A 12,578-nucleotide genomic window follows, 5' to 3' on the forward strand; every position below is an offset into this window, starting at 1 on the left:
AGAATATTCTATTATCCGTTAATTTTAAGTTTCATTCCTGGTTTGATTTCTTCTCCGCGAATACCGTTCCATTTTTTCAAATCAGAAATAGTTACGCCAGGATATTTTTTTGAAATACTATACAAAGAGTCCCCTTTTTTTACATAATAATCAATAGTTTCTTTCGCAGAAAATCCGGGCTCATTCGTTTTTTTCTTAAAGTAACTAATGTCCTCTTTATTTGTTTTTATCGCAGGTTCATCCTTAGCAACAATCAAAGAACGTCCTAAAACGACTGTTTGCCCAGAGATTTTATTCCATTGTTTTAAATCTGCTAAAGAGGTTCCAAATTTCTTAGCAATACTCCCTAAATTGTCTCCTTTTTGGACTTCATATTCAATGTTTTTTAGTTTTGGAGAAACTGTCAAAACATTTTTAAGTACCGCTTTACTTTCTATTTTTAAGGTTGTTCCTGATGCCACTAATGCGGTATTGGTAAGGTTGTTCCATTCCAAAATTTCAGCAACGGTGACATTATTTTTTTTGGCAATAGCTATTAAATTTTCTCCTTTTTGAACTACATAATCGGTTTTAGCTGTCGTGGCTGATAGCGCAGTATTTGCCGTTATTGAAGCGGCAACTTGTTTCTCAGAAAGGGCTTGTATTGGATCCGTATTCTTAGTAACTTGCGCTATAACAGTGTTTTCTATATTATTAATTTTAAGGTTCTTACCATAAGCGATAGTATTGCTTTTTAGATTATTCCACTTTTTTAAATCTGCGACACTAACATTGTAATTGTCAGCAATGACGCCTAGATTATCTCCCCGTTTTACTTTGTAATACTTGGTTGTTTTCGTTTGTACAATTCTTTGATTAGCAGGACTCACATCTGCTTTTTGAACCTTATTTTTTATAGCAAAATATGGTTTCTCCCGCTTGCCGGATTCGTATTCTGTGTAGGCATAAATCTGATCTTCATTAGAAGCAAAAACAGAAATTTTTTCTCGTGGCAATCTCAAATAATGAGGTTGATCATGGTAAAAAGGAATAATATCAAGCTTGTAGGACGGATTTAAAACCTGCAATTGAACCACTGGAACATCTAGTAAATCTGATATTTGCTTAAAAGTAATTTGCTTCTTGACCATTATCGTATCTGTACTGAAATGCTTTATGGTTGCACGTTGGGGTACAATTCCATGTTCCCTGTGGTATTCATACAGATACATTGTTGCTAAAAATGCCGGAACATAACCCTGAGTTTCTTTAGGAAGATTTTTTCTAATGTTCCAATAATTTTGTTGACCACCAGACCGTCTGATGGCTTTAGAAACATTTCCAGGACCTGAATTATAGGACGCCAAAACCAAATCCCAATCTCCAAATATTTTGTGCATGTTAGACATATATTGCGCTGCGGCTTCACTGGCTTTCAATGGATCGCTGCGTTCATCTACATAAGAATCAATCTTCAGACCATATTGTTTTCCGGTTTGATACATAAATTGCCATAAACCCGTTGCCCCCATTCGTGAAACTGCTTTTGGGTTTAAAGCTGATTCTACAACAGCTAAATATTTTATTTCTAACGGAACATTTTTCTTGGCTAAAGCCTCTTCAAACATAGGAAAATAATATTCTGAAGTGGCCATCAAACGTTCAAAAGATTTTTTTCTGTATTTTAGAAATGATTTAATTATGTTTTCCAATCCCTGATTGTACTCAATATTAAAAGGTGATTTTGCATTCATTGCCGACAATCTTTCTTTTAAAAGAGCGGTTGGCAACTCAAATTCTACATTCTCATCAATATTAATATTTTCAATGTCTTCTGTAAGATTATTATATAGATCTAGGTTGGTCATTTCGTTCATCCATAAACTGTCTAAACAAGAGGCCAAATCATCCTCAATGAAGGAATTTTTAATAGAATCTAAATAAGATAATTTTGTGTTTGTTTGTTCAAGCACTTTATTTTCAGTCGCTTCCTGCGAAAATAAATGAACTGATAACAATAGAAAAAGCGATAATGTAGTATTTTTTATATTCATATTTTTAAGATCAAAGACCTATATTCCAAATGATTACAAGTCTATTTTTCGCAAACTTAAGGGGTTAAAACTGAAATTTTCTTTAAAAATTGTTAAAAATAAAATTTTTCAGTTCTCAGTATTGACTTTACAATCGTTTGTGTACAATTATTTAAAGAATTTAGTTGTGAAAATTAAAAAAAACCTCAGCGATACAATAAGTATCTCTGAGGTTATTATACGTGTGTAAAAATAGCTGCTGGATTTGAATTCTATTGGAATATCAAGCAGCTTTTATTATAATTTTTACGGTATTTGTTAGTCAAGAATTGCTGCAATTCCCGGCAATACTCTTCCTTCGAGCATTTCCAGCATTGCTCCTCCCCCTGTTGAAACGTAGCTTACTTTATCTTCCAGTCCAAATTGTTTCACCGCTGCCACTGAATCACCACCACCTACAAGTGAGAAAGCTCCGTTTGCAGTAGATTCAGCAATAAAGTTACCCAATGTAATTGTTCCGTTAGCAAAATTTTCCATTTCAAAAACACCTAACGGTCCGTTCCAAAGAATAGTTTTGGATTCCATGATTACTTTTTTGAAATTTTCTAATGATTTTGGACCTGCATCTAAACCTTGCCATCCGTCAGGAATTGCTTTAACATCAACAATTTGAGTTTGTGCATCATTTGAAAAAGCATTTGCTGCCACAACATCAACCGGGATGTGTATTTGAACTCCTTTTTCTTTGGCCAAACGCAAAATTTCTAAGGCTAATTCTTGTTTGTCATCTTCACAAATAGAATCGCCAATTTTACCTCCTAACGCTTTTACAAAAGTAAAGGTCATTCCGCCTCCAATAATCATGTGGTCTACTTTGTCCAGAATATTTTCGATAACCGTAATTTTAGAAGACACCTTAGATCCTCCAAGAACTGCTGTTACCGGTTTTTCACTGTTTTTTAAAACTTTATTCAAGCTTTCAATTTCTTTGGCTAATAATAATCCAAAACATTTCTCCATTGGAAAAAACTGTGCAATAATCGTTGTCGATGCGTGCGCTCTGTGTGCTGTTCCAAAAGCGTCGTTTACATAAATATCACCAAGTGACGCTAGTTCTTTTGCGAAAGCAACATCACCCGCTTCTTCTTCGCTATGAAAACGTAAATTTTCTAATAATAAAACTTCTCCGGCTTGCAATTTGTTCGCTGCATCTTTCGCTGCTGCACCAATACAATCAGTGGCAAAATGAACTGGAACTCCAAGAATTTCAGAAGTTGTTTTCAAAATGTGTTTCAACGAATATTTTTCTTCCACGCCTTTTGGTCTGCCAAGATGTGACATCAAAATCACACTTCCGCCTTGAGCAAGAATAGCGTCAATAGTAGGTTTTGCAGCTTCAATGCGCGTGGCATCTGTTACGTTAAAATTCTCGTCCAAAGGCACATTAAAATCAACACGGATTATGGCTTTTTTAGTTGCAAAATTGAAATCACTTAATGTTTTCATCAGTCTATTTTTTAGTTTATTTTTTTTGAAGTAATAACAAATATAGAACTTTTAAAGTAGTAATAAATTAACATAAATCATATATAATCAATTTTTAGCAACGAAATCGATATAATTTGATAAATAATGCTTTTTTTAAATGTTTTATATAAAAAATGTTTTAAATAAAGACCTAATAATTTTTAAATACAAACACCTTAATTATCGCCTTCTTAAACTTGGTTCTACTGAAACTTTGCCTACTAAAATTTTAGACTAAACCATTTTCTGCTATCTTTGCTTTATGCAATTTTCAGAAATTTTAGGACAAGAACATATCAAGAGTCATTTGACAAAAAGTGCTGATTTGGGACGCATTCCACACGCACAATTGTTTGTTGGTCCTGAGGGCTGTGGCACTTTACCCATGGCGATTGCTTACGCTCAATATATTATTTGTAGCAACCAAAACTCAGAAAACTCCGGTTTGAATGAAGCGTGCAATCTAAAATTCCAGAAAACCTCACACCCAGATTTGCATTTTATTTACCCCACCGTTAGTACCGAAGATGTAAAAACGAAACCAAAAAGTATCGATTTTATTGCTGAATGGCGACAGTTTATTGAGCAAAATCCGTATGGAAGTCTATTTGATTGGTATCAAATGCTGGGTGTTAAAAACAAACAAGGTGAAATTAGAGTTGATGATGCTCAGGAAATATTGAAATCACTAGCTTTAAAATCTTATGAAGGCGGATACAAAGTAATGATTATTTGGATGGCCGATAAATTGAATATAGCAGCTTCCAATAAATTATTAAAATTACTAGAAGAACCTACAGATAAAACGGTTTTTATCCTCATTTCAGAAAATGAAGAAGACATTATTCAAACGATTCGTTCCCGATGCCAAGTGTTGCACTTTAATGGTTTAAGTGAATCCGTCATTGCTGAATTTTTAGTTTCAAAAGAAAATACAGATTCAAATGAAGCGTTAAAAATAGCGCATCAGGCACAAGGAAATTATAATAAAGCATTACAATTATTGCAACCAGACAGCGAATCTGTTTTTTTTGAAAAATGGTTTGTAGACTGGGTTCGCGCTGCTTTTAGAGCTAAAGGTAACGCCGCTGCCATTCAGGATTTGATCCTTTGGAGCGAGCAAATTGCTGGTTTAGGGAGAGAAACCCAAAAGAAATTTCTACACTTTTGTATTGACATGTTTCGTCAGGCATTGTTGCTGAATTACCAAACACCAAGTTTAGTGTACATGGAACCACAGGTAGAAAAATTCAAACTAGAAAATTTTGCACCTTTTGTAAATGGAAACAATATCAATGCTATTTTTAAAGAACTTTCGGATGCGATGTATCACATTGAACGCAACGGAAACGCTAAAATTATCCTTACGGATTTATCCATAAAACTGACCCGTTTAATTCACAAAAAATAAAAACATGAACAACATTACTTCTATTTTGATTTTAATTTTCCTAGCCATCACTTTCCTGCAATCTGGATACGACAAACTATTTTATTGGAAAGATAATGTGACATGGTTAAAAGGTCATTTTGCTAAAACACCGTTAAAAAATAGCGTTCCTTTGGCATTATTAAATATTTTAATTTTAGAATTAATCTCTGGAATTTTATGCGTGGTGGGTTGTATTGAATTATTGGTAAATAACGGACGAATATTTGGTTTTTATGGAGCCGTTTTCTCTTGTATCACGTTGTTGATGTTGCTTTTTGGTCAGCGATTAGCCAAAGATTATGATGGTGCTAAAACAATTGTTATCTATTTTATCCCAGCTATACTGGCCGTTTATTGGTTGAACTAGCGAAAAGAATTTATTATTTTAAACAACAATTCCCTTTTATATAAAAAAATGACACCAAAACATCCTTCAGAATCCCTGACAATACTAACCGATTTGGTTTTGCCAAGCGAAACCAATCCTTTGAACAATCTTTTTGGTGGTGAATTATTAGCCCGAATGGATCGCGCAGCAAGTATAGCGGCACGCAGACATTCCCGTCGCATTGTAGTTACGGCATCGGTAAATCATGTCGCATTCAATCGAGCCATTCCGCTAGGCAGTGTTGTAACTGTTGAGGCTAAAGTTTCCCGATCTTTCAAGAGTTCGATGGAAATATACATTGACATTTGGGTTGAAGATCGAGAATCTGGTAATAAAACCAAAGCCAATGAAGCCATTTACACTTTTGTTGCTGTAGATGATACAGGCAGACCTGTTGAAGTTCCCCAAATTGTTCCCGTGACTGAACTAGAAAAATTACGTTTTGACGCGGCATTGCGACGCAAACAATTGAGTTTGGTTTTAGCCGGAAAAATGAATCCTCATGACGCAACCGAATTAAAAGCATTGTTCACTTAATAAACAACAATCACGCTACTATTTTAATTTAAAATATTCTTGAAAGAGAAAACTTTAATTAAAAAAAGAAGTATTTTTACAAAACAAATATTCAGTATACAAATGAAATTATAGGATAAATAGTCATCCTGTCAGTTTCTTACCGTTATAAACTAAAAAAATAGATGAAAGAAAAGGTAAAAGAAAAGATGAGTACAGAAAAAGAATCTAAATTAAAAGCGCTGCAACTTACGCTTGACAAATTAGACAAAACGTACGGAAAAGGGACGGTAATGAAAATGGGTGACAAAGCCATTGTAGAAGTGGAAACTATTTCTTCAGGATCTTTAGGAATCGATTTAGCATTAGGAGTGGGCGGATATCCAAGAGGTAGAGTTATTGAAATATATGGTCCGGAATCCTCTGGAAAAACAACGTTGACGCTTCATGCTATTGCCGAGGCTCAAAAAGCAGGTGGAATTGCAGCTTTTATAGATGCAGAACATGCTTTCGATAGAAATTATGCAGAAAAGTTGGGCGTAGACATCGAAAACCTAATTATATCACAACCAGACAACGGAGAACAAGCGTTAGAAATTGCAGAGAACTTGATTCGTTCTGGTGCGATTGATATTGTAGTCATTGACTCGGTTGCTGCATTGACTCCAAAAAGTGAAATTGAAGGCGAAATGGGAGATTCTAAAATGGGATTACACGCCCGTTTGATGTCTCAAGCTTTAAGAAAACTAACAGGAACCATCAGTAAAACAAATTGTACCGTTTTCTTTATCAATCAATTAAGAGAGAAAATTGGTGTGATGTTTGGAAATCCTGAAACTACCACAGGTGGAAATGCATTGAAGTTTTATGCTTCAGTACGTTTAGATATCCGTCGTTCTACACAAATTAAAGACGGTGATAACGTCCTTGGAAACAGAACGAAAGTTAAAGTAGTAAAAAACAAAGTTGCTCCACCATTTAAAATTGCTGAATTTGACATCATGTACGGTGAAGGAATTTCAAAGACCGGAGAAATTTTAGATCTTGCAGTAGAATTTGAAATTATCAAAAAAGCAGGTTCTTGGTTTAGCTATGGTGAAACTAAATTAGGACAAGGTCGTGATGCTGTTAAGTCTTTAATAAAAGACAATCCAGAATTAGCAGATGAATTAGAGGTGAAAATTAAAGCTAGAATAAAAGAGCTAGCAGACGCATAAAACTAGAAAAGAGTTCATTAAGGTGAACTCTTTTTTTATACAGCAATTTTTAAAAAGAATCTTTGTCCTTATCTTGGATTTGCTCAAAAGCCACTAGTTGTGTGTATATCACCTCTCGAACTTCCTCTCGAATTTCCTTACGATCAGTACCTTTTTTTCCAAAAGTTTCTACATGAGTATGTATTTTTACGCGCATAATTCCTGGGCTTCCGCTGAAAAAAGTATACGAAAATCTTTTCTTATTGTCAGCAAAAGTGATCGGAACAATAGGGATTTCATGTTCTATCGCCAAGCGGAAAGCACCGTCTTTAAAAGTGTCTAAAAGTACTGATTCATCATCTGGAACTCCTCCTTCAGGGAAAATACAAATACTCAATCCTTGATTTATTTTTTTTTGAGCGCGATTAAAAACTTCTAATCTACTTTTAGAAGAACTTCTATCTACCAAAATGCAGGTCCTTTTATAAAAAAAACCAAACAATGGAATTTTTGAGAGTTCTTGTTTTCCCACAAAAACAAAAGGATTTTTTGTTAAAGCAAGCATCAGCATAATATCAGCCATAGAGGTATGATTGGCTACAATCATGTAACTTTTTTGGTATTCCATCTCTTGGCTTTTATCTATTTTATAATAAAAACCCATACCGAAAAGAATAAATTTTGCCCAGATACGAGCCATCTTAAAAAAATAAGGATAGCCGTTTTCCGTTAAAATGGACAATACCAGAAAGGGAAACATCACCAATATGGGAATGGTCATTAAAATATAAAACCACACCCGCCACAGTACCCAAAAAATAATTTTAAATCCTCTCATAGGTTCAAAAGTAAGAAATCAGAAGTTATCATGAGTATAAATTTTCGATGTTTTTTTAAACATAAAAGTCATATAAGTTTCTAAATTGTCGGTTTTTTTTAATTCGGTTTTTCAAATTCATTACGGTTTTATCGACTTATATGACTTATAACTCAAAAGAAAATTTTGCGAATGCTAGTTGGAAATCGTTGATTTTTAAAATTTGCGAATTTGCGGTAAAAAATGAAAAACTTTACGAACTTTGCGTGGAAGAAAAAAATACAATGGCAAAAATACTTACAGGCGTTCAAAGTACTGGAACACCACATTTAGGAAACTTACTTGGCGCAATCATTCCCGCAATAGCATTATCGAATAAACCTGAAAACGAATCGTTTCTTTTCATTGCTGATTTACATTCGATCACGCAAATAAAAAACGGTGAAACCTTACGAAACAATACGTACAGCACTGCTGCCGCTTGGTTGGCTTGTGGTTTAGATGTAAACAAAGTAGTTTTCTACAGACAATCAGACGTGCCACAAACAGCGGAATTATCATGGTATTTGAGTTGTTTTTTTCCTTTTCAACGCCTGACATTAGCACATTCTTTCAAAGATAAAGCGGATAGACTAGAAGATGTCAATGCTGGTTTATTTTCATATCCAATGCTTATGGCTGCTGATATTTTATTATATGACGCTGAACTAGTTCCGGTAGGAAAAGACCAATTGCAGCACGTTGAAATCACTCGTGATGTGGCAGCACGTTTCAACCACCAAATGGGAGAGACTTTCGTACTTCCCGAAGCCAAAATTCAGGAAGACAGCATGCTGATTCCCGGAACAAATGGTGGAAAAATGAGTAAATCAGCGAATAATATTATCAATATATTTCTAGATGACAAAGCATTACGCAAACAGGTGATGAGTATTGAAACCGACAGCACACCGCTGGAAGATCCTAAAAATCCAGAAACCTGTAATGCATTTGCAATTTATAAATTATTGGCAAGTGAAGAACAAATAGCCACAATGACTGCCAATTATCTTGGTGGAAATTACGGTTACGGCCACGCCAAACAAGCGTTATTTGAATTGATCTGCGAGATATTCAAAACCGAACGTGAAAAGTATAACTACTACATGAACAACCTTCCTGAAGTGGATGCTTTACTGAAAATTGGTGCTCAAAAAGCAGCGATTGTTGCCAATGGAGTTCTGGCACGAGTGAGAGAAAAACTAGGATTTGAGGTTTAAAAAATAAATAATCCTATCAGGCTTTTGAAACCTGATAGGATTAAATTAAATCAAATCGCCTCAAACAATTTCCCTGGTAAAGGTCGTATCACGCCTTTCAATTCCATATTCAACAGCATTCCTGAGATTTTATAAATAGGAAAATCACAGCGCAAAGCAATAATATCCATTAGTTCTTTCCCAGTTTTAAGAAGGTAGTCGTATACTTTTTGCTCGTCTTCTTCTAAAGTCACAAACAACTGTTTTTGTACCGATTTTGTTTCTTTTTGAATGTCCCAATTCAAAATATAAACCAAATCCGCGGCACTAGTCAAGACATTTGCTTTTTGGGTTTTTATCAAGTTGTTGCAGCCCTGACTGTACTTATCCGTAACACGTCCTGGAACCGCAAAAACATCACGGTTGTAATCATTCGCCATATTGGCCGTGATTAACGATCCGCCTCTATCTGCTGATTCAATTACGATTGTTGCTTCAGACATTCCAGCAACAATTCTGTTTCTTTTTACGAAATTTTCTTTATCAGGATTGGAAGAACTCCAAAACTCGGTCATGAAACCTCCGTTTTGTTCTACTTTGGCAACGTACTTTTTATGGGTTTTTGGGTAAATTTGGTTCAAACCATGTGCCACTACTCCTATCGTCTGTAAGTTATGTTCCAGCGCCAATTGATGTGCGACAATATCAACGCCATAAGCAAAACCACTCACGATTATTGGATCAAGTGGAGCCAAATCTTCGATCAGTTTTCTACAAAATTCAGTTCCGTACGAGGTAATTTGGCGCGTTCCTACAATGCTGATTATTCTTTTGTTTTTTAAATTGATATTTCCAGAAGTGAATAATAAAAGTGGTCCGTCAATACAATGTTTCAACCGTTCTGGATAGTCTTCGTCCTGAAAATAAACCACATTGATTTCATTACCTTTTATAAACTCCATTTCCTGAGTTGCTTTTTCAAAAACCGATTTATCCTTTAAATTCTTCAGCAAAACAGATCCTATTCCATCAATAGCGGCAAGTTGCGATGCCTTTGAATTAAAAATAGCCTCTGCAGAACCAAAATGAGTTAGTAGTTTTTTAGCAATAATGTCGCCCACCCCTTCTATTCTTTGCAATGCCAATAAATAAAATAAATCTTGCTCTTTCATGCTAATTATTTGAGAGTGAAATGTATAAATTTTTAGCCGGATTGTTAATAAAAATTGTGAATAAAATTTTGATAACTATTCTGGTTGTATAACTTTGTATCCATGAAAATCGAACTATACATCGCGCAGCTTTTATACCGTTACCAATGTGTAACCGTTCCGGGTTTCGGAGCTTTTTTGACCGAAATTCAATCGGCTAAATTAAATGAAAGCTCGAATTCATTTTCTCCTCCCAAAAAAATGATAGCTTTTAACGCAAATCTGAAAAATAATGATGGTTTATTAGCTAATCATATCGCTTTAGCAGAAAAAACTTCTTATGAATACGCCGTAAGTGCAATTCAATACGAGGTTTTTAATTGGAAAAGAGCATTAGAACAAAACGAACTTTTTTCTATAAAAAATGTAGGGGATCTTCGTTTGAACGCGGATAAAAATATAGTTTTCACTCCCTATGATCAAACGAATTATTTAACTAGTTCTTTTGGGTTATCTCCTTTTGTTTCACCTCTTGTAAAAAGAGAAATCTTTGATAAAGAAATTGAAGCAATTGAAGAAAGAGCAACTATCACAATGGTTCCTGATGAAGAAAGAAAATCAAATCCGTATTTAAAATACGCTGCTATCTTCGTGTTGGGATTAGGAATTGTAGGAAGTGTTGGTTATCCGATGTACCAAAACCAAATTACTTCCGAAACGATTCTTGTTGAAACTGCCGTTCAAAAACAAGTTCAAAATAAAATTCAGCAAGCCACTTTTTTCATTGAAAGTCCCGTTCCAGCTGTTACACTTTCTGTAAAATCTGATAAGGAAGTAAAAATGCCGTATCACATTATGGCCGGCGTGTACCGAGAAGAGAAAAATGCTAACAAAACACTTCGAATCCTAACTCGTTTAGGTTACGATGCCAAACGAATTGCTCCCAATAAAAATGGTTATTTTCCAGTTCTCTATGGCAGTTACACTACATTTGCAGAAGCAGAAAAGGCAAAAAAAGAAATTACTGAAAAGCACAATCCAGAGGCGTGGATATTGATTCAATCACTATAAAAACAAAAACCCTATTCTTGCCGAATAGGGTTTTTTTGATTTTATGCCTAGTTTTTTAATTCAAACTTGCTTTATACATTCTCGCTTCTTCCCATGAAAATTCACGGCTATGTTTTTCCATTAAGGTATTCAATGATTCCTCTTTGTATCCCGCAAAAGCAGCTGCTAAATCCTGCAATTTATCTTCGGGTAAAACCTCCGAAATAGAGACTGCTTTTGTTTGTATCAACTTTACAAAATGTCCGTAAATTGTTTGTTTTGTGAGCACTCTAATTGTCGCAATATCCTTAATTGATTTTTTTTCTACCCATAATTCATAGGTTTCTTGAACTGTTGTTTTCTTCGGAGTTGCTGTTTTGCTCTTTTTTGAAGTGTAGCGTTCTACATCTTTATCATCGTCAATCAAAGTTATATTCAACTCCTTAAACTGATTTTGTATAGCTTCTGTTTTACGTATGATATAATTTTTTATATCTGAAGACGTCAATTTTTCTTTAGAAATAGTTTCTCCTGCAACAACGGTTTCAATCAGTAATTTGGCCTTCATTAACCGAAGAACAGCTTTGGTTTGCAGCTCTTCGAGAACGATTAATTCATCATAAAACGTTTTTACTTTCTTGACGCGCTTTACTTCTTCTATTTTCCAAAGGATTTCGAAAACCACATCATCCATCGGTTTAAGAAAATAACTGAAAGCCGCCTGAATACGTTCCGAAACATGATTTAAATCCACAGTTTCCTGACCAAAAAGCTTATTCAGTTGCGAAATAAATTTTTTGGATGGATCCAAAAGCTGTTCGACGACTTCAGTTTGTTTTTTGGCCCAAACCGCATGTTTGGACTTTTCTGAAATTTCTGATTTTTCGATATAACTGAATTTATGATTGCGCCATTCCTGCGCTAAATCACTCCAATCAAACGTATTTATCAGGTAGTGATGAATAAAATTTTTAGTTTCAAAATGCAAGGCATTTTCTAAAAACGAATCGGACGCCTTGTTTAAGGAATAATCCATCACATCCTGATCATTTGAAATACCATTCATGCGCAACGGAGAAAGCAAAATAAGACCTTCCAGCGAGCGCAAACGTGATAAAGCAACATAAGCCTGTCCCGGCAGAAAAACCTGCGAAACATCAAGTGCTGCTTTATCAAAAGTTAATCCCTGGCTTTTATGAACGGTGATTGCCCAAGCTAATTTGATGGGATAATGCACAAAAGTTCCCAAAA

11 protein-coding genes are annotated in these 12,578 nt (G+C 34.8%); 6 read left to right on the forward strand and 5 right to left on the reverse strand.

Going from position 1 to position 12,578, the window contains the following annotated elements; genetic code table 11:
• Positions 1-11 precede the first annotated feature (11 nt).
• Positions 12-2,033, reverse strand: a complete 2,022-nt coding sequence (locus ACEN2F_RS05865) for a LysM peptidoglycan-binding domain-containing protein (protein ID WP_441736806.1) — start codon at positions 2,031-2,033, stop codon at positions 12-14.
• A 297-nt stretch (positions 2,034-2,330) separates the two neighbouring features.
• Positions 2,331-3,518, reverse strand: a complete 1,188-nt coding sequence (locus ACEN2F_RS05870; RefSeq protein ID WP_441736808.1) for a phosphoglycerate kinase — start codon at positions 3,516-3,518, stop codon at positions 2,331-2,333.
• A gap of 283 nt (positions 3,519-3,801) precedes the next feature.
• Here ACEN2F_RS05870 and ACEN2F_RS05875 point away from each other — a divergent pair, with 283 nt between their 5' ends.
• The 4 genes from ACEN2F_RS05875 (at position 3,802) to recA (ending at position 7,092) form a co-directional block, all read left to right on the forward strand.
• Complete coding sequence (locus tag ACEN2F_RS05875) at positions 3,802-4,950, forward strand: DNA polymerase III subunit (RefSeq protein ID WP_441736810.1); 1,149 nt, start codon at positions 3,802-3,804, stop codon at positions 4,948-4,950.
• Positions 4,951-4,954: 4 nt separating this feature from the next.
• Entirely contained in the window at positions 4,955-5,338 is a 384-nt protein-coding gene (locus ACEN2F_RS05880) for a DoxX family membrane protein (RefSeq protein WP_441736811.1), read from the forward strand.
• Positions 5,339-5,386: 48 nt separating this feature from the next.
• Entirely contained in the window at positions 5,387-5,896 is a 510-nt protein-coding gene (locus tag ACEN2F_RS05885) for an acyl-CoA thioesterase (RefSeq protein ID WP_441736812.1), read from the forward strand.
• 188 nt (positions 5,897-6,084) lie between these two features.
• Positions 6,085-7,092: a recombinase RecA gene (gene recA / locus ACEN2F_RS05890; protein WP_441736853.1), complete on the forward strand. Its 1,008-nt coding sequence runs from the start codon at positions 6,085-6,087 to the stop codon at positions 7,090-7,092.
• Between the two features lie 49 nt (positions 7,093-7,141).
• On the opposite strand, the gene ACEN2F_RS05895 is transcribed toward recA, so the two are convergent.
• Entirely contained in the window at positions 7,142-7,909 is a 768-nt protein-coding gene (locus ACEN2F_RS05895) for a lysophospholipid acyltransferase family protein (protein WP_441736814.1), read from the reverse strand.
• Positions 7,910-8,172: 263 nt separating this feature from the next.
• On the opposite strand from ACEN2F_RS05895, the gene trpS reads away from it, so the two are divergent.
• Positions 8,173-9,147: a tryptophan--tRNA ligase gene (gene trpS, locus ACEN2F_RS05900; RefSeq protein WP_441736815.1), complete on the forward strand. Its 975-nt coding sequence runs from the start codon at positions 8,173-8,175 to the stop codon at positions 9,145-9,147.
• Between the two features lie 50 nt (positions 9,148-9,197).
• On the opposite strand, the gene dprA is transcribed toward trpS, so the two are convergent.
• Positions 9,198-10,298, reverse strand: coding sequence for a DNA-processing protein DprA (gene dprA / locus ACEN2F_RS05905; protein WP_441736817.1), 1,101 nt, complete (start codon positions 10,296-10,298; stop codon positions 9,198-9,200).
• A gap of 102 nt (positions 10,299-10,400) precedes the next feature.
• On the opposite strand from dprA, the gene ACEN2F_RS05910 reads away from it, so the two are divergent.
• On the forward strand, positions 10,401-11,348 hold the full coding sequence (locus ACEN2F_RS05910) for an SPOR domain-containing protein (RefSeq protein ID WP_441736819.1): 948 nt from the start codon (positions 10,401-10,403) through the stop codon (positions 11,346-11,348).
• A 55-nt stretch (positions 11,349-11,403) separates the two neighbouring features.
• Here ACEN2F_RS05910 and ACEN2F_RS05915 read toward each other — a convergent pair.
• On the reverse strand, positions 11,404-12,578 hold a 1,175-nt coding region (locus ACEN2F_RS05915), incomplete at its 5' end, for a helix-turn-helix domain-containing protein (RefSeq protein WP_441736821.1).

The organism is Flavobacterium sp. W20_MBD1_R3 (assembly GCF_052119725.1).
GTDB lineage: Bacteria > Bacteroidota > Bacteroidia > Flavobacteriales > Flavobacteriaceae > Flavobacterium.

What these genes read in the sequence shown, in the direction of transcription:
- ACEN2F_RS05880 (WP_441736811.1), top strand. Translation starts at nt 4,955, where the DNA reads ATGAACAACATTACTTCTATTTTGATTTTAATTTTCCTAGCCATCACT.
- ACEN2F_RS05910 (WP_441736819.1), top strand. Translation starts at nt 10,401, where the DNA reads ATGAAAATCGAACTATACATCGCGCAGCTTTTATACCGTTACCAATGT.
- ACEN2F_RS05895 (WP_441736814.1), bottom strand. Translation starts at nt 7,909, where the DNA reads ATGAGAGGATTTAAAATTATTTTTTGGGTACTGTGGCGGGTGTGGTTT.
- dprA (WP_441736817.1), bottom strand. Translation starts at nt 10,298, where the DNA reads ATGAAAGAGCAAGATTTATTTTATTTATTGGCATTGCAAAGAATAGAA.
- ACEN2F_RS05870 (WP_441736808.1), bottom strand. Translation starts at nt 3,518, where the DNA reads ATGAAAACATTAAGTGATTTCAATTTTGCAACTAAAAAAGCCATAATC.
- ACEN2F_RS05875 (WP_441736810.1), top strand. Translation starts at nt 3,802, where the DNA reads ATGCAATTTTCAGAAATTTTAGGACAAGAACATATCAAGAGTCATTTG.
- trpS (WP_441736815.1), top strand. Translation starts at nt 8,173, where the DNA reads ATGGCAAAAATACTTACAGGCGTTCAAAGTACTGGAACACCACATTTA.
- ACEN2F_RS05885 (WP_441736812.1), top strand. Translation starts at nt 5,387, where the DNA reads ATGACACCAAAACATCCTTCAGAATCCCTGACAATACTAACCGATTTG.
- ACEN2F_RS05865 (WP_441736806.1), bottom strand. Translation starts at nt 2,033, where the DNA reads ATGAATATAAAAAATACTACATTATCGCTTTTTCTATTGTTATCAGTT.
- recA (WP_441736853.1), top strand. Translation starts at nt 6,085, where the DNA reads ATGAGTACAGAAAAAGAATCTAAATTAAAAGCGCTGCAACTTACGCTT.